The sequence below is a fragment of the Marinovum sp. PR37 genome (genome assembly GCF_028807375.1).
Classification (GTDB): Bacteria; Pseudomonadota; Alphaproteobacteria; order Rhodobacterales; family Rhodobacteraceae; genus Marinovum; species Marinovum algicola.
Genome location: NZ_JARAML010000009.1, coordinates 106,671 through 122,632 on the forward strand (window position 1 = coordinate 106,671; position 15,962 = coordinate 122,632).

The following is a 15,962-nucleotide window of genomic DNA, read 5'->3' on the forward strand; positions in this document are numbered from 1 at the left end:
CGCGCCAAATCGGCGAAATCTGCAAAATTAACCCATCGGCAAGGATGTCGGGCTATCGTCGCTGAAGAATGTGTTCTTCTCGATTGGGCGGAGCCTGTCGATGACCCGTGATCTGACCCGCCGGCGCCGTGACATGCCGGACTGGACGAACCTTCTTGCGGTGCTGCCGCTGGCCTGGGCGCTGCTGGTGCTCGGGCTGGGCTGGGGGCTGGGGTACGAGGGGCTGGTGCGGCTGCGTGCCGATCTTCCGGCGATGGTGCCGGAAACCGCGCTGGCGCTGGTCTTTGCCGGCATCGGAACGCTGGCCACGATCAACCGCTGGCCGCCGGCGGTGGCGGCGCTGGCCACCCTGGCGCTGGCGGCGGTGGTCGGGGCCTATTTCATCGAGCCGGTAATGCGCCGCGGGCTGGCCGCGGGCGAGCGCATCTTGCCCGCCCCCGGCGACGGCATGGCAATGGCCACGGGCTTCTGTCTGCTGTGCCTCGGCATCGCGATCGCGGCGCTGGCGGTGCCGGTCCGCGGCGCGCGTGCGGTCGCCATCACCGCCAGTGCGCTCTGTGCCTTGGTGTCGGGCACGGCACTGATGGCACATGGCTTGTCTTCGGCCTCGGTGCGCGATGTGCTGGGCTTCAAGGAAATGTCGCTCTCCACCGCGGCGGGCGTCTTCCTGCTGAACCTCTCGCTGGTCTTGTCGCACCGCGACAGCCCGCATTTTCGCGGCCTGTTCGGCTCGCGCCGGCAGAGCGTGATCCTGCGGGCCTCGCTGATCCTGTCGATCCTCGGGGTGCTGGTGATCGGCGAGCTGACGCGGTTCATGACCCTGCGTGACTGGATCACCCCGGATTTCCGCCTGGTTTTCCTGTGCAGCGCGATGATCGCCTTGCTGGTCGCCTCGGCGCTGATCGTCGGCTTTCTGATCGACCGGCTGGAGGCCGAGAAAAAACGGATCACGGCACTCGAGAGCGCCTCGGACCGGGCTTTGCAAAACATCGAGATCAACAACGCCCGGGATGAGAACCTGCGCATCCTGGGCCAGATCGTCGCCGGGGTGGCGCATGATTTCAACAATGCTCTCAAGGCCTTGCGCGGCAATCTTGAACTGATGGAAATCGATCCCTCGAAATCCGGCACCTACCTGCGCGAGGCGATCAGCGCCGCCGACCGCGCTGCCGGGCTGACCAATCAGCTGCTGGACTCCGGCCGCCAGACCCGGCTGCACAAGGGCGACGGCGATGTCGTCACCATCGCCGAACAGGTCGTCGAGCTGTTCAAGCGGGTGGCGCCGATCAACATCGGCGTGACCCTGACCGCGCAGCCCGCCACCCTGGGTCGGGTCGGGATCGACGATTCCACGCTCGAGCGGGCGCTGCTCAACCTGCTGGTCAACGCGCGCGACGCCATGCCCTCGGGCGGCGATCTTCATGTCACGATCTCGCAGCGGGTCATCACCAACGGCTTTGCCGCGACCTTCAATTTCAACGCCGGCCTGACCCCCGGCGAACATGTGGTCATCGAGGTCACGGACACCGGCTCGGGGATGGATGAGGCGACGGTGCGCAGGGCGGTGCAGCCCTATTTCACCACCAAGGAGGTGGGCAAGGGCAGCGGCCTCGGGCTGGCCTCGGTCAATGGCGTCTGCCAGCAGATCGGCGGCGGCCTGCTGATCAACAGCGCACCGGGGGCGGGCACCACCGTCGTCGTCGCGCTGCCGGTCGCGCCCGCCGAAGACGACCAGGCCACGCCGGCCGGGGAGGGCAGCGCCCCGGTCGATATCCTGCTGGTGGCCAACAGCGCCTGGCGGCACCGCGACGTTCTTGGCTATCTCGATGGCCAGGACCGGCATGTGCGCCGGGTGGGCACCGAGCAGGAGGCGCTGGAATTTCTTGACATCACCCGGCTGCCCTCGGTGGTGCTGATCGACGAGGGGCAGTTCGGCGGCATCGACGGCGAGCAGATCCGCGCCGATATCGAAAACCGCTTTCCCGATCTTCCGGTGGTCTATGTCGGTGACTACGGCGAAAGCCGCTTTGACCGCGCCGCCCCGTCCGACAAGGGCGACCGCACCCTGGCCTGCGCCTGAGCCCGGGGCCGCGGCATCCTTTTCCCCGCCGCCCCTTGCAGCCCCCCAAGCCCATGACTAAGACTCTGGTAATTCCGGCGGGGTAGAAACCCCCAGAGCACAAGAGGCAGGCTGCGATGCACGACCCGTTAGACACCTACATGAATACGCTCGTCCCGATGGTCGTCGAACAGACGAGCCGCGGCGAACGCGCCTACGACATCTTTTCGCGCCTGCTGAAGGAGCGGATCATCTTTGTCTCCGGCCCGGTGCATGACGGCATGTCGTCGCTGATTGTGGCCCAGCTTCTGCACCTCGAGGCCGAGAACCCCTCGAAAGACATCTCGATGTACATCAACAGCCCCGGCGGCGTGGTGACCAGCGGTCTTTCGATCTATGACACGATGCAATACATCAAACCCAAGGTTTCGACCCTGGTGATCGGCCAGGCGGCCTCGATGGGCTCGCTGCTGCTGACCGCCGGCGAAAAGGGCATGCGCTTCTCGCTGCCCAACAGCCGCATCATGGTGCACCAGCCCTCGGGCGGCTATCAGGGCCAGGCGACGGACATCATGATCCATGCCGAGGAAACGCTTAAGCTGAAGAAGCGGCTGAATGAAATCTACGTGAAGCACACCGGCCAGACCCTGAAAAAGGTGGAAGCCGCGCTGGAACGCGATAACTTCATGTCTCCCGAGGACGCAAAGGACTGGGGCCTGATCGACGAGATCGTCGAAAATCGCGCCAAGGCGGGCGACGAAGACTAAGCAAGGGGCGGCAGGGGACATTTTGCAATTGTGACCCCTTGCCGCCTGTCCTAAGCTGGGTGAAAGCCTGTGGCGGTGGTGAGCGCAGCGTCACAAGAGCACAAGACGGCTCCGAAAGGTAAGACATGGCGACGACAACCGGCGGTGACAGCAAGAACACCCTCTATTGCAGCTTCTGCGGCAAGAGCCAGCACGAGGTGCGCAAGCTGATTGCCGGACCGACGGTGTTCATCTGCGATGAATGCGTCGAGCTCTGTATGGACATCATTCGCGAGGAAACCAAATCGGCCGGGCTCAAGAGCTCGGACGGGGTGCCCACGCCGAAAGAGATCTGTCAGGTGCTCGATGACTACGTGATCGGTCAGGCAGTGGCCAAGCGGGTGCTTTCTGTCGCGGTGCACAACCATTACAAGCGGCTCAATCACGCGGCGAAATCCGGCGATATCGAGCTTCAGAAATCCAATATCCTGCTGATCGGCCCCACCGGCTGCGGCAAGACGCTGCTGGCACAGACGCTGGCGCGCATCCTCGACGTGCCGTTCACCATGGCCGACGCCACCACGCTGACCGAGGCCGGTTATGTGGGTGAGGATGTCGAAAACATCATCCTCAAGTTGCTGCAATCCTCGGAATACAATGTCGAGCGGGCGCAGCGCGGCATCGTCTATATCGACGAGGTCGACAAGATCACCCGCAAGTCGGAAAACCCCTCGATCACCCGCGACGTCTCGGGCGAGGGTGTGCAGCAGGCGCTGCTCAAGTTGATGGAAGGCACCGTCGCCTCGGTGCCGCCGCAGGGCGGCCGCAAGCATCCGCAGCAGGAGTTCCTGCAGGTCGACACCACCAACATCCTGTTCATCTGCGGCGGCGCCTTTGCCGGTCTCGACAAGATCATCGCCCAGCGGGGCAAGGGCTCGGCGATGGGCTTTGGCGCCGATGTGCGCGACAATGACGACCGTGGCGTTGGCGAGGTGTTCAAGGATCTCGAGCCCGAGGATCTGCTGAAATTCGGCCTGATCCCGGAATTCGTCGGCCGTCTGCCGGTTCTGGCCACGCTCGAGGATCTCGACGAAGACGCGCTGGTGACGATCCTGACCAAGCCCAAGAACGCGCTGGTCAAACAATACCAGCGGCTGTTCGAGCTGGAGGATACCACGCTGTCCTTTACCGATGAGGCGCTGACCGCGATTTCCAAGCGCGCCATCGAACGCAAGACCGGCGCCCGTGGCCTGCGCTCGATCCTCGAGGATATCCTGCTCGACACGATGTTCGACCTGCCGGGGATGGAAAACGTCGACGAGGTTGTCGTCAACGAAGAGGCGGTCACATCCGACGCCGCGCCGTTGATGATCTATGCCGATGCCGAGAAAACCCCCGCCACCGCCGGGTGACTGATCTCGTGGGCCGGGCGTCAGCCCGGCCTTCGCCCAACCCGGCGCGACGGACCGGCGGGCATTGCGGCTGGATCTTTGCCGCCGCTTGATCCATACCGATCACAAGCAAATCGGAGGCTTCCATGGGTATCCTGAACACGCTTCTGCGCGCCGTGACATGGTGGAACGGATCGACGCTGAACACCCAGCTCTACACCCGTCGCAACGGCGTGCAGGTAGGCGAGGACGATCAGGGCAATGTCTATTTCGAGACCCGTGATGGCAAGCGCCGCTGGGTGATGTTCAACGGTGAGGCCGAGGCCAGCCGGGTGAACCCGGAATGGCACGGCTGGCTGCACCACACGATGAAAGAGCCGCCGAACAAACGCCCGCTGCCGCACAAGGCCTGGGAAAAGCCGCACCAGGAAAACCTGACAGGCACGCCGCTGGCCTATGCGCCAGCCGGATCTTTGCGCCGGGCAGAGCCTGCCCCGCGGCAGGATTATGAGGCCTGGACCCCCGAATAAGGTCGCGCACATGTCTGAAAACAAAACCGAAGTTCTCGTCGGTGGCGCCGTTCTGGCGGTGGCGCTGGGCTTTCTGATCTATGCCGGTCAGGCCGCCGGGCTGGCCCAGGGCAGCCAGGGCTATCCGCTTCATGCGAGCTTTCGCTCGCTCGAAGGGGTGCAGGTCGGCACCGATGTGCGGCTGGCCGGGGTCAAGATCGGCACCGTCACCGACGTCGCGCTCAATGCCGAAACGTTTCGCGCCGACACGGTCTTTTCCGTCGCCAACGGCATCCAGATCCCCGATGACAGCGCGGTGGTGATCGCGCAGGAGGGGCTATTGGGCGGCAATTTCGTGGAAATCGTGCCGGGCGGATCGCCGTTCTATTACGAGCCGGGCCAGGAAATGGAAGACACCCAAGGCGCGGTGAGCCTGATCTCGCTGCTGTTGAAATTCGTCTCCGGCGGGGAGGAGAGCTGATGAAACATCCGGTTCTGGCCGCCCTGTGCCTGGCCGCGTTCCCGCTGGCGGCGCAAGAGCCCGCCGCGCGCGGAGACGGGGCTGTTCTGCGCGGCCTCGACAAGGTGTCGGGCGAAACCACCGATCTCGAGCTGGCCAATGGTGGCGCGACAGAGTTTGGCAATCTGCGCATCGACATGAGCGAATGCCGCTATCCCGAGGGCGACCCGTCAGGCGATGCCTTCGCCTTTCTCAACATCTGGGAAAAAGGCGCCGATCAGCCAGTGTTCTCGGGCTGGATGATCGCCTCGTCGCCGGCGCTCAACGCGCTCGATCACGCGCGTTACGACGTCTGGGTCATGCGCTGCAAGACCTGATCGGCGCGCGCGAGGGGCGGCGCCAGAAACGAGGCCTCGCGCGCCGTGGCGGCGCGCAACAGCCCGTGATAGGTGGCCCGGGGCACTTCGATCGCGCCAAGTGAGGCGAGGTGATCGGTCAGGAACTGGGTGTCGAACAGGGTGAAACCACCCTGCCGCAAGCGGTCGATCAGATAGGCCAGCGCCATTTTCGAACCATCGGTGCGGCGCGAAAACATCGACTCGCCACAGAACAGCCCGCCAATGGCCAGCCCGTAGACGCCGCCGATCAGCGCATCCTCCTGCCAGATCTCCAGCGAATGGGCATAGCCATGGGCGTGCAGCGTCTGGAAAACATCGAAGATCGGCGGGTTGATCCAGGTCTCGTCGCGCTCGCCACAGGCGCGCATTACCTCGCCGAAAGCGGTGTTGATGCGCATGTCGTGCGGCGTGCGACGCAACCGGCGGGCCAGCGACCGCGACAGGTGAAAGCCGTCGATCGGCAGGATGCCGCGGCGGCGCGGATCGACCCAGAAGACTTCTGGATCGTCGCGCCGCTCGGCCATCGGAAAGATGCCGGCCGCATAGGCCTGAAGCACCAGGTCCGGGTCCAGCGCATGGGCCGGATCACTCATGCGGTCAGCCCAAGTTGCGGGCGAGCCACTTTTCGAGCCAGTGGATGTTGTAATCGCCGGTCAGGATCGCCGGCTCTTGCAGCAGCTCGTGGAACAGCGGGATCGTGGTATCGACACCATCGACGATCAGCTCTCCCAGCGCGCGGTGCAGACGCGCCAGCGCCTCTTTCCGGTCGCGGCCGTGCACGATCAGCTTGCCGATCAGGCTGTCGTAATAGGGCGGGATGGAATAGCCGTCGTACAGCGCCGAATCCATCCGCACGCCAAGCCCGCCGGGGGCGTGGTATTGGGTGATGCGCCCGGGGCAGGGCGAGAAGTTGGGCAGCTTCTCGGCGTTGATCCGCACCTCGATGGCATGGCCGTTGATTTCCAGCTCGTCCTGGGTGAAGGACATCGGCAGACCCTCGGCAACGCGAATTTGCTCGCGCACCAGATCGACGCCGAAAATGCCTTCGGTGACCGGGTGTTCGACCTGAAGCCGGGTGTTCATCTCGATGAAATAGAACTCGCCATCTTCGTAGAGAAACTCGATGGTGCCGGCGCCGATATAGTTGATATTGGCCATCGCCTCGGCACAGATCTTGCCGATGCGGGCGCGTTCCTCGGGTGTGATCGACGGGCCGGGCGCCTCTTCAAACACCTTCTGGTGACGGCGCTGGAGCGAACAGTCGCGCTCGGCCAGGTGCACCGCGGTGCCCTTGCCGTCGCCAAAGACCTGGATCTCGATATGGCGCGGCTTTTGCAGGTATTTCTCGATATAGACTTCGTCGTTGCCGAAGTTGGCCTTGCCCTCGGCGCGCGCGGTCATGAAAGCCTTTTCCATCTCCTTGTCGGAATTGGCCACCTTCATGCCCTTGCCGCCGCCGCCGGCGGTGGCCTTGATGATCACCGGATAGCCCATTTCCTGGCCCAGTTTCTTGGCCGTGGCCAGATCGGGCACACCGCCTTCGGAGCCGGGAACGCAAGGCACCCCGAGCTTGATCATGGTGTCCTTGGCGGTGATCTTGTCGCCCATGATGCGGATGTGCTCGGCGGTGGGGCCGATGAAGGTCAGCCCGTGATCCTCGATCACCTGCACGAAATTGGCGTTTTCCGACAGGAAGCCGTAGCCCGGGTGAATCGCCTGGGCGCCGGTCACTTCGCAGGCGGCAATGATCGAGGGGATCGACAGGTAGCTCTGCGGCGAGGGCGGCGGGCCGATGCAGATCGATTCGTCGGCCATGCGCACATGCATCGCGTCGGCATCGGCGGTGGAATGCACCGCAACGCTGGCGATACCCATTTCACGGCAGGCGCGGATCACCCGCAGGGCAATCTCGCCACGGTTGGCAATCAGGATTTTATCGAACATCTGTGGCCCCTTACTCGAGGATCACGAGCGGCGAGCCGAACTCCACCGGGTCGCCATCGCCGACCAGGATGCGGGTGACCTTGCCCGAGCGGGGGGCGGGGATGTGGTTCATGGTCTTCATCGCCTCGACGATGAGCAGCGTATCGCCCTCGGAGACGCTGTCGCCGACGCTGATGAAGCTGGGCGCGCCCGGTTCGGCCTGCATGTAGACGGTGCCGACCATGGGCGAGGCGACGGCGCCGGGGTGGTTGGCCGGATCGCTGGTGTCGGCTTCGGCAGCGGCGGCAGGTGCCGGGCTCGCGGCGGGCGCTGCGGCGGCAGGTGCCGGTGCGGCTACCTGGATCGGGGCCGCAGCCGGCGCGGCGCGGCTTACCCGCACGTTCAGGCTGTCGTCCTCGCCGTATTCGCGCTTGACCTGCAATTCCGTCAGGTCGTTGTCATGCAGAAGCTTTGCGAGGGCTTCGATAAAGGTCACATCGGCGTCATGCGTATTCTTCGTCATTCTCGTTTCCACCCGTTGTTTTGCCCCGCGGGCCGGTCTTTTGCCATCTCGTCCCGAGGTTGCTTATAGGCCAGCGAAACGGCTGTGAAAAGCGATCAAACCGGCCATCGGCATGTGTGTGAACTGCCGATAACGCGGTTTGTGGGGGAAAAACAGGGGGACTCGCGAGAATTTCGACGCAGCTCTCGCCCCGGGCCGGCACAGGCGGGCCGCGGGCGCGGTCAGATCGCTTTGCTCAGCCCGGGTTCGGGCGCCTCGGGGCCGGCGGCGGCGGCGTAGAGCGTGCTGGCCGGGCTGGGCGCCGGTGCACTGTCTTCCGGCCCGGGCGGGGTGGTTGACGGCGGTTCGACGGCGTGTGGCGCGGCGGCGTGCGGGGCAGGGCCGTCACGCCCGCCGGGGGCCTGCGCCATGTCATGTGCGGCCGCCGGCGCGCCGTCCGGGGCGGCGTGATCGGCGGCGGTCTCCTGCGCGCGCTGCTGTTGCTCTTCGAGCAGGGTGTTGATCTTGAGCTGAAGGATGGTTGGCGGCGCCGAGGCCTGTTCCCGGTTGCGGGCGTTGTGCCGGGGGCTGTCGCCGGCGGAATGATCGCTTCGGGCAGAGCCGGCCGCGCCCCCGGGTTGGCTGGCGGCGATACGCGTGTCGCCGGTCTGCCGCCCGAGTTCCTGGGGCAGGGCGGCGGGATGTCCGGTGGTTTGCGGTGCCGTGAGGGGCAGAGCGGCAGTGAACATCATTCTCAGCTCCGGGGTGGCTATTGGTGACAGATCCTTATGACTGTCTAAAGAATGATGAAGAGGCCTTAACAGCCGCTTAACAGTGCCGCGTCAGACCCCGGCCATTTGTCTAAAACGCGATTGACCGATCCGAGACAAAAACCCGCGCAGCCGGGGACCGCCTGCGCGGGGTGCAATCGTTACCAACTCCCGAAAAGAGTCAGATCGCCAAGTATTCGGCGCGCAATTCGTCGTTTTCCAGCACTTCGGCAGCGGTACCGTCGAACACGATGCCGCCGGTATCGAGGATCACCGCGCGGTCGGCCAGTTCGAGCGCACGCACCGCGTTCTGTTCCACCAGGATGGTTGTCATGCCCTGGCTCTTGATGTGCATCAGGGTCTTTTCGATCTCGTCGACGATCACCGGGGCCAGGCCCTCGTAAGGCTCGTCCAGCAGCAGCACCTTGATGTCGCGCGCCAGCGCCCGGGCGATGGCCAGCATCTGCTGCTCGCCGCCCGAGAGGGTCACGCCCTCTTGCTTGCGACGTTCGCCGAGCCGCGGAAAGAGGTCATAGAGCCGCTCGAGCGACCAGCCCACCGGCGGCGCGATCTGCGCCAGTTCGAGGTTCTCCTCGACCGTCAGCCCGGGGATGATGCGGCGATCCTCGGGCACCAGGCCGAGGCCGCTGCACGCCGCCTCGTGGCTCGCCATCTTGTGCAGCGGCTGGTGATCGAGCCAGATTTCGCCCTGGGTGACCAGCGGCGAGCCGATCCGCGCGATCGAGCGCAGGGTCGAGGTCTTGCCGGCGCCGTTGCGGCCCAGAAGCGCCAGGATCTCGCCTTCGTGGACGTTGAAGCTCACGCCCTGCACGATGTAGCTCTCGCCGTAATAGGCGTGCATGTCCCAGACCGAGAGAAAGGCCGGGGCGGTTTCGGCCATGTTGGCGTTCTTGCTGAAGTCCGGTTTGATGTTCATCTTGCGCTCCCCGTCCCGGGCTCGCCCCGGGACCTCATGGCGGTGGAGGCCCCAGAGCAGGTCCGGGGCGCGGTGATCTCGTGTCAGGCGCTTTCGCCCAGATAGGCTTCGCGCACCTTGGGGTGGCCCTTGATCTTGTCCGGCGTGTCCTCGACCAGCGGTCTGCCCTGGGCCAGCACGGTGATCCGGTCGGCGAGCGAGAACACGACATGCATGTCGTGCTCGATGATGGCGATGGTGATGTCGCGCTCGTCCTTGATCTGCTTGAGCAGGTCGATGGTGTTGTTGGTGTCGGCCCGCGCCATGCCGGCCGTCGGCTCGTCGAGCAGCAGCAGGCGCGGGTTCTGGCTGAGGCACATGGCAATCTCGAGCCGCCGCTTGTCGCCGCGCGACATCGCGGCGGCGTGCATATGCCGCTTGTCGGCCAGGTTCATCTCGGCCAGCATGTGCTCGGCCTGTTCCAGCACGTCCCGCTGGGCGAAGACACTGGAAAAGGCGTTGAGCTCGAAGGCGCCATCGCGCTTGGCGAAGATCGGGATCATCATGTTCTCCAGCACCGAGAGGTCGCCGAAGATCTCGGGCGTCTGGAACACCCGGGAAATCCCCATCTGGCAGATCTCGTAAGGCGTGCGCCCCAGCACCGACTGGCCGTCGAAGAGCACCGATCCGGTGTCGGGGATCAGCTTGCCGATCAGGCAGTTGAGCAGGGTGGACTTGCCGGCGCCATTGGGGCCGATGATGGCGTGGCAGGAGTTCTCCTGCACGCTGAGATTGACGTCGCCCAGCGCCTGCAATCCACCGAACCGCTTGCCCACGTCTTTGACTTCAAGAATACCCATGGGTCGCGCTCCTTATTCCGCGGCGTTGCGTTGCTGGGCGGCCTCGGCCTCGGGGTCGGTCGACTTGATGTCGCGGCGGCGGAACAGCCGCCCGACCCGCTGACCGCCCTCGACCAACCCGCCGGGCAGGAAGATCACCACCAGCATGAAGAGAATGCCCAGCGTCAGGTGCCAGCCCTTGCCGACAAAGGGATGCACAATTGTGACCATCAGGTTTTCCAGCCCGTCGGGCATGAAGGCGAACCAGCCGTGCAGCACATTGTCGTTGAGTTTCGAGAAGATGTTCTCGAAATACTTGATGAAGCCCGCGCCCAGCACCGGCCCGATCAGGGTGCCGGCGCCGCCGAGGATGGTCATCAGCACCACCTCGCCGGAGGCGGTCCATTGCATCCGCTCGGCGCCGGCCAGCGGGTCCATCGAGGCCATCAGCCCGCCGGCCAGCCCGGCATACATGCCCGAGATCACAAAGGCCGCGAGGGTATAGGGCTTGGTGTTCAGTCCGGTGTAGTTCATCCGCTGCTGGTTCGATTTCACCGCCCGCAGCATCATGCCGAAAGGCGAGCGGAAGATGCGGATCGCCATGTAGAAGGCGGCAAGCAGGATCAGCGCGCAGAGGTAGTAGCCGGCGTTGAAGGTGAACTGCCAGTCACCCAGGACCAGATCCCAGGACGCGCGCATCTCCAGCCCGAAGAGGGCGGGCACCGGGATGTTGCCGCCGGCGGTCTGGCTGATGCCGAGAATGCGCGGATCGTCGAGCGCCAGCTGCAAGCCGGTCTCGCCGCCGGTGATCGGGGTGAACACCGAATAAGCCAGGGCAAAGGACATCTGCGCGAAAGCCAGCGTCAGGATCGAGAAGTAGATCCCCGAGCGGCGCAGCGAGACATAGCCGATGATCAGCGCGAAAACGCCGGAGAGCAGCACGCTGAGCAGGATCGCGGGGATCACGTTCATGCTCAGCAACTTGAACATCCAGACCGCCGAATAGCTGCCGACGCCCAGAAAGGCGGCATGGCCGAAGGAGAGGTAGCCGGTCAGCCCGAACAGGATGTTGAAGCCGACGGCGAAGATGCCGAAGATCACGAAGCGCTGCATCAGGTCCGGGTAGCCGGCGTTGAACTGCGCCAGCCCGCTGCTGGTGGGAAACGGGTTGAGGATGAAGGGCGCGAACAGGCAGAGCACCGCCACGATCAGCAGGAGCTTGGTGTCGGTCTTGTCTAATCCGAACATGGGGTCAGTCCTCCATCACGCCCTTGCGACCCATGAGGCCGCGCGGACGAGTGAGCAGAATGGTGATGGCGACCAGGTAGATGATGACCTGGTTGATGCCGGGAATGAGGTCGATCACCGCCGACATCGAGGCAAAGCTCTCGAGGATGCCGAGCAGGAAGCCGGCCAGCACGGCGCCGGGCAGCGAGCCCATGCCGCCGACCACGACGACCACGAAACTCAGAACCAGAAAATCCATGCCCATGTGATAGTTGGGCGAGTTGATCGGGGCGTACATCACCCCCGCAAGCCCGGCGACGGCGGCGGCGATGCCGAACATGATGGTGAAGCGGCGGTCGATGTCGATGCCCAGAAGGCCCACAGTCTCGCGGTCGGCCATGCCGGCGCGCACCACCATGCCGAAGGTGGTGAACTGCAAGAAGGCAAAGACCGCGCCGATGATCAGCGCCGCAAAGGCGAAATAGACCAGCCGCCAGTAGGGATAGATGATCTGGTTGGCCTCGAAGCCCACCATCGCGCCGAAATCGAACGAGCCGCGAAAGACATCGGGGGCCGGGGTCGGGATCGGATTGGCGCCGTAGAAATACTTGATGACCTCCTGCAAGACGATGGCCAGGCCGAAGGTGACGAGGATCTGGTCGGCATGGGGGCGCTTGTAGAAATGCTTGATCAGCCCGCGCTCCATCACGAAGCCCACCAGCAGCATCACCGGGATCGAGAACAGGATCGCAAGCGGCACCGCCCAGTCGATCAGCGCGTCGCCCACCACCGGGCCAAAGAAGTCATGCGCATAAGGCACCTCGACCTTGAGCGGATTGCCGAGGAAGTCGGTCTGCGTCTCGTCGATGGTGGTGCGGCTGAGGGTCAGAATCCGGCTCAGGGTGACGGCACAGAAGGCGCCGATCATGAACAGCGCACCATGGGCAAAGTTCACCACCCCCAGGGTGCCGAAGATCAGTGTCAGCCCCAGAGCGATCAGCGCATAGGCCGAGCCCTTGTCGAGACCGTTGAGTATTTGAAGAATGATTGCGTCCATGAGACCCACCCCGGCGGTTGCATGTCGGGGCCCGGCAATCCGCGCGGGGCCCCGATGTCCTGGAAAGAAATCGGCCCGGACTTCTTGGAAACGTCCGGGCCCGGCGTATCAGGCGCCGTTGTTGCAGGTGCCGAGCGCGCCGCCGGAGAACTGCGGGTGGTCCGGCGCATAGGTGACCTGCGACGCCGGGGTGACCTCGACGATCTCGAGCAGGTCGAAATCCGAGGTCGGGTTCTCCTTGCCTTTCACCACGAGCACGTCCTTGAAGCACTGGTGGTCTTCGGCGCGGTAGAGCGTCTTGCCGTTGCCAAGCCCGTCGAACTCGTAGCCCTCGAGCGCTTCGGCCACCGCGCAGGGCGCGAAGGAGCCGGCCCGCTCGACCGCATCGGCATACAGCAGGGTCTGCACGTAGCAGGTATGCGCCGCCTGGCTGGGCGGGAAGCCGTATTTGGTGCCGAAGGACTTGACGAAGGCCTTGGAGCCCTCATCCTGCAACGACCAGTGCCAGTTGGTGGAGCCGAAGATGCCCTTGACGTTGGCACCGGCACCCTTGGCCATCAGCCGCGAATAGAGCGGCACGACAATCTCGAAGTTCTTGCCGTTGACCTGCTTGTCACGCAGGCCGAACTGCACCGCGTTGGTCAGCGAGTTGACCATGTTGCCGCCGTAGTGGTTCAGCACCAGCACGTCGGCGCCCGATTGCAGAACCGGCGCGATATAGGAGGAGAAGTCGGTCTGGGTGAGTGGCGTCTTGACGGTGTTGACGGTCTCCCAGCCCATCGCCTCGGTCGAGGATTTGACCGCTTCCTCGGTGGTGTAGCCCCAGTTGTAGTCGGCGGTCAGGTGATAGGCCTTGCGGTCCGAGCCATACATCTTCTCGAGCACCGGAGCGAGCGCCGCGCCGGACATGTAGGAGTTGAAGAAGTGGCGGAAGCCGTTGGCGCGCTTGTCCTTGCCGGTGGTGTCGTTGGAGTGGGTGAGACCGGCCATGAAGATCACGCCCGCCTCCTGGCAGAGCGCCTGCACCGCCACCGCCACGCCCGAGGACGAGCCGCCGGTGATCATGATGGCGCCGTCCTTCTCGATCATCGACTTGGCGCTGGCGCGGGCGGCGTCGGATTTGGTCTGGGTGTCGCCGGTGACATATTCGACCTTCTTGCCGAGGATGCCGTTGCCCTGAAGCGCGTTCGACGAGAAGGTGCCCATCATGCCGCCATCGCCGCCGCCGTTCAGATGCTCGACCGCCAGCTCATAGGCGCGCAGCTCGTCGGCGCCCTCGTCGGCATAAGGCCCGGTCTGCGGCACGTTGAAGCCCAGCGTCACTGTCGCGCCGGCGGGCGCGTTGGTAAAGCCGGAATGGCTGGCGGCGGTCAGGATCGTCGGCAGCGCGAGGCCGCCGGCGGTCATCGCGCCCGTGCGCAGCACGCCGCGTCGCGTGAAGTTCGATTTGGACATGGATATCCTCCCGTTTGATGATTGGTGCCCCTCGGGGCTCCTCTTCCCCGGGGCACATGGCACTTTTCGTGCAGGGCCATTATCGCGGCAGCTCAGAAAATTTCGCAACAAGGGCTTTTGATGGAAGGTTTTTTTTGTAAAGAAATGGACTATGCAGGGGCAGAATTTGTAAATAACTTATTCTGCGACGCAGAACGCCCTTGAAACTTCCGGGGAAATGCCCATGGCCCGCGACACTCTGACAGGCACCCGCATCCGCGAGCGGCGCACCGTGCTCCGGCTCAAGCAGGCCGAGCTTGCCGAGGCGGCGGGCATCTCGGCCTCCTACCTCAATCTGATCGAACACAACCGCCGCAGAATCGGCGGAAAATTGCTGCTTTCGATCGCCCGCATCCTCGAGGTCGAGCCCTCGGCGCTGGTCGAAGGCGCCGAGGTGGCGCTGATCGCGGCTCTGCGCGAGGCCGCCGCGGCGCGCCCCGATCTCAAGGCCGAGCTCGACCGGATCGACGAATTTGCCGGCCGCTTTCCCGGCTGGGCGGCGCTGCTGGCCGACAGCCGCAAGCGGATCGACGCGCTGGAACGCACGGTCGAGACCCTGACCGACCGGCTCACCCATGACCCGCATCTCGCCGCCTCGCTGCACGACATGCTCTCGACCGTGACCTCGATCCGCTCCACCGCCGGCATCCTCGCCGAGACCGGCGAGATCGAGCCGGAATGGCGCGACCGGTTCCACCGCAACATCAACGAGGATGCCCGCCGGCTGGCGGAAAGCTCGACCGCGCTGGTGCGCTACCTCGATTCCGCCGACAGCGAGGCCAACCTGACCTCGCCGCAGGAAGAGGTGGAGGCCTTTCTCGAGGAAAACGCCTATCACTTCCCGGTGCTCGAGGAGGGAAGCCGCACGGTGGACGAGATCGTCGACGGCTCGGCGTCGCTCACCATGGCGGCCTCGCGCGATGCCATGCGGCGCTATCTGTCGCGCTACGCCCGCGACGTGACCCGCATTCCCCCCGCGCCGCTGCGCGATTTCGTCGCCGCCCAGGGCTTCGACCCGGCGGCCCTGTCGCAGGCCTTCGATGCCCCGCTGGGCAGCGCGCTGCACCGGCTGGCGACGCTGCCGGCCGAGGCCGGGCTGGGGCCGCTCGGGCTGGTGATCTGCGATGCCTCGGGCACCTTGCTGTTCCGCAAGCCGCTCGACGAGTTCCCGCTGCCGCGCTTCGGCGCCGCCTGCGCGCTCTGGCCGCTGTTCACCGCGCTGACCCGGCCGGCGCAGCCGATCTATCGCCTGGTCGAGCAATCCGCCCGCGAGGCGCGGCGCTTCGAGACCTTCTCGGTGGCCGAGCCCACCGGCGGCATGCGCTTCGGCGATGTGGCGCGGATCGAGGCGGCGATGCTGTTCCGCCCGAGCTTCGACAGCCAGCGCGCGGGGCAGACCGGCCAGGCCCCGGTGCCGATCGGCGTCTCCTGCCGGATCTGCGCCCGCACCGGATGCAGCGCCCGGCGAGAGCCCTCGGTGCTGGCCGAAGGGCTGTGACCGGCCCCGGGCTGACGCCCCTGCTTCCTCTTGCCGAAAATACCCTCGGGGGAGGCCGCAGGCCGGGGGCAGAGCCCCCCGGGGACGCGCCGGCGGCCAGAAAGCGTTTTGACTTGCCCCGGAAATCGGCCGATAAAGCCGGGATAATATAAGTGCGCGGCGCTGACCTGGGG

Annotated in this window: 16 protein-coding genes; 7 read left to right on the forward strand and 9 right to left on the reverse strand. The window is 65.0% G+C overall.

Annotated features, from left to right (window positions below; translation table 11 throughout):
- The first annotated feature begins 100 nt into the window (after nt 1–100).
- The 6 genes from PVW49_RS10145 (at nt 101) to PVW49_RS10170 (ending at nt 5,542) form a co-directional block, all read left to right on the forward strand.
- A complete protein-coding gene (locus PVW49_RS10145) occupies nt 101–2,080 on the forward strand; it encodes a sensor histidine kinase (protein ID WP_274590483.1) in 1,980 nt (659 codons plus the stop codon).
- A gap of 116 nt (nt 2,081–2,196) precedes the next feature.
- Nucleotides 2,197–2,826, forward strand: coding sequence for an ATP-dependent Clp protease proteolytic subunit (locus PVW49_RS10150; RefSeq protein ID WP_048532365.1), 630 nt, complete (start codon nt 2,197–2,199; stop codon nt 2,824–2,826).
- A 125-nt stretch (nt 2,827–2,951) separates the two neighbouring features.
- On the forward strand, nt 2,952–4,217 hold the full coding sequence (gene clpX, locus PVW49_RS10155) for an ATP-dependent Clp protease ATP-binding subunit ClpX (protein ID WP_048532364.1): 1,266 nt from the start codon (nt 2,952–2,954) through the stop codon (nt 4,215–4,217).
- Between the two features lie 125 nt (nt 4,218–4,342).
- Nucleotides 4,343–4,726 carry an NADH:ubiquinone oxidoreductase subunit NDUFA12 gene (locus PVW49_RS10160; protein ID WP_048532363.1) on the forward strand — a complete coding sequence of 128 codons (384 nt, stop codon included), beginning with the start codon at nt 4,343–4,345 and terminating at the stop codon, nt 4,724–4,726.
- 10 nt (nt 4,727–4,736) lie between these two features.
- Entirely contained in the window at nt 4,737–5,186 is a 450-nt protein-coding gene (gene mlaD / locus PVW49_RS10165; RefSeq protein ID WP_048532362.1) for an outer membrane lipid asymmetry maintenance protein MlaD, read from the forward strand.
- On the forward strand, nt 5,186–5,542 hold the full coding sequence (locus PVW49_RS10170) for a DUF2155 domain-containing protein (RefSeq protein ID WP_048532361.1): 357 nt from the start codon (nt 5,186–5,188) through the stop codon (nt 5,540–5,542). Before mlaD ends, PVW49_RS10170 begins: the two co-directional genes overlap by 1 nt.
- On the opposite strand, the gene aat is transcribed toward PVW49_RS10170, so the two are convergent.
- From aat to PVW49_RS10215, 9 genes are all read right to left on the reverse strand, one after another.
- The gene (aat, locus tag PVW49_RS10175) at nt 5,509–6,156 is read right to left on the reverse strand and encodes a leucyl/phenylalanyl-tRNA--protein transferase (protein WP_048532360.1); all 648 of its coding nucleotides are present in this window, start codon (nt 6,154–6,156) and stop codon (nt 5,509–5,511) included. The genes PVW49_RS10170 and aat overlap by 34 nt on opposite strands.
- Before the next feature lie 4 nt (nt 6,157–6,160).
- Nucleotides 6,161–7,507 carry an acetyl-CoA carboxylase biotin carboxylase subunit gene (gene accC / locus PVW49_RS10180; RefSeq protein WP_048532359.1) on the reverse strand — a complete coding sequence of 449 codons (1,347 nt, stop codon included), beginning with the start codon at nt 7,505–7,507 and terminating at the stop codon, nt 6,161–6,163.
- Between the two features lie 10 nt (nt 7,508–7,517).
- Nucleotides 7,518–8,009, reverse strand: a complete 492-nt coding sequence (accB, locus tag PVW49_RS10185; protein WP_048532358.1) for an acetyl-CoA carboxylase biotin carboxyl carrier protein — start codon at nt 8,007–8,009, stop codon at nt 7,518–7,520.
- A gap of 221 nt (nt 8,010–8,230) precedes the next feature.
- Entirely contained in the window at nt 8,231–8,740 is a 510-nt protein-coding gene (locus PVW49_RS10190; RefSeq protein WP_074837189.1) for a hypothetical protein, read from the reverse strand.
- Between the two features lie 199 nt (nt 8,741–8,939).
- Nucleotides 8,940–9,695: an ABC transporter ATP-binding protein gene (locus PVW49_RS10195; RefSeq protein WP_048532356.1), complete on the reverse strand. Its 756-nt coding sequence runs from the start codon at nt 9,693–9,695 to the stop codon at nt 8,940–8,942.
- Nucleotides 9,696–9,778: 83 nt separating this feature from the next.
- Nucleotides 9,779–10,534, reverse strand: coding sequence for an ABC transporter ATP-binding protein (locus PVW49_RS10200; RefSeq protein ID WP_074837190.1), 756 nt, complete (start codon nt 10,532–10,534; stop codon nt 9,779–9,781).
- A 12-nt stretch (nt 10,535–10,546) separates the two neighbouring features.
- Complete coding sequence (locus PVW49_RS10205) at nt 10,547–11,761, reverse strand: branched-chain amino acid ABC transporter permease (protein WP_274590484.1); 1,215 nt, start codon at nt 11,759–11,761, stop codon at nt 10,547–10,549.
- Nucleotides 11,762–11,765: 4 nt separating this feature from the next.
- Nucleotides 11,766–12,797, reverse strand: coding sequence for a branched-chain amino acid ABC transporter permease (locus tag PVW49_RS10210; RefSeq protein ID WP_048532353.1), 1,032 nt, complete (start codon nt 12,795–12,797; stop codon nt 11,766–11,768).
- 108 nt (nt 12,798–12,905) lie between these two features.
- On the reverse strand, nt 12,906–14,252 hold the full coding sequence (locus tag PVW49_RS10215) for a substrate-binding protein (protein WP_048532352.1): 1,347 nt from the start codon (nt 14,250–14,252) through the stop codon (nt 12,906–12,908).
- A gap of 223 nt (nt 14,253–14,475) precedes the next feature.
- On the opposite strand from PVW49_RS10215, the gene PVW49_RS10220 reads away from it, so the two are divergent.
- Nucleotides 14,476–15,789: a helix-turn-helix domain-containing protein gene (locus tag PVW49_RS10220; protein ID WP_274590485.1), complete on the forward strand. Its 1,314-nt coding sequence runs from the start codon at nt 14,476–14,478 to the stop codon at nt 15,787–15,789.
- Nucleotides 15,790–15,962 lie beyond the last annotated feature (173 nt).

What these genes read in the sequence shown, in the direction of transcription:
- PVW49_RS10145 (WP_274590483.1), top strand. Translation starts at nt 101, where the DNA reads ATGACCCGTGATCTGACCCGCCGGCGCCGTGACATGCCGGACTGGACG.
- PVW49_RS10150 (WP_048532365.1), top strand. Translation starts at nt 2,197, where the DNA reads ATGCACGACCCGTTAGACACCTACATGAATACGCTCGTCCCGATGGTC.
- clpX (WP_048532364.1), top strand. Translation starts at nt 2,952, where the DNA reads ATGGCGACGACAACCGGCGGTGACAGCAAGAACACCCTCTATTGCAGC.
- PVW49_RS10160 (WP_048532363.1), top strand. Translation starts at nt 4,343, where the DNA reads ATGGGTATCCTGAACACGCTTCTGCGCGCCGTGACATGGTGGAACGGA.
- mlaD (WP_048532362.1), top strand. Translation starts at nt 4,737, where the DNA reads ATGTCTGAAAACAAAACCGAAGTTCTCGTCGGTGGCGCCGTTCTGGCG.
- PVW49_RS10170 (WP_048532361.1), top strand. Translation starts at nt 5,186, where the DNA reads ATGAAACATCCGGTTCTGGCCGCCCTGTGCCTGGCCGCGTTCCCGCTG.
- aat (WP_048532360.1), bottom strand. Translation starts at nt 6,156, where the DNA reads ATGAGTGATCCGGCCCATGCGCTGGACCCGGACCTGGTGCTTCAGGCC.
- accC (WP_048532359.1), bottom strand. Translation starts at nt 7,507, where the DNA reads ATGTTCGATAAAATCCTGATTGCCAACCGTGGCGAGATTGCCCTGCGG.
- accB (WP_048532358.1), bottom strand. Translation starts at nt 8,009, where the DNA reads ATGACGAAGAATACGCATGACGCCGATGTGACCTTTATCGAAGCCCTC.
- PVW49_RS10190 (WP_074837189.1), bottom strand. Translation starts at nt 8,740, where the DNA reads ATGATGTTCACTGCCGCTCTGCCCCTCACGGCACCGCAAACCACCGGA.
- PVW49_RS10195 (WP_048532356.1), bottom strand. Translation starts at nt 9,695, where the DNA reads ATGAACATCAAACCGGACTTCAGCAAGAACGCCAACATGGCCGAAACC.
- PVW49_RS10200 (WP_074837190.1), bottom strand. Translation starts at nt 10,534, where the DNA reads ATGGGTATTCTTGAAGTCAAAGACGTGGGCAAGCGGTTCGGTGGATTG.
- PVW49_RS10205 (WP_274590484.1), bottom strand. Translation starts at nt 11,761, where the DNA reads ATGTTCGGATTAGACAAGACCGACACCAAGCTCCTGCTGATCGTGGCG.
- PVW49_RS10210 (WP_048532353.1), bottom strand. Translation starts at nt 12,797, where the DNA reads ATGGACGCAATCATTCTTCAAATACTCAACGGTCTCGACAAGGGCTCG.
- PVW49_RS10215 (WP_048532352.1), bottom strand. Translation starts at nt 14,252, where the DNA reads ATGTCCAAATCGAACTTCACGCGACGCGGCGTGCTGCGCACGGGCGCG.
- PVW49_RS10220 (WP_274590485.1), top strand. Translation starts at nt 14,476, where the DNA reads ATGGCCCGCGACACTCTGACAGGCACCCGCATCCGCGAGCGGCGCACC.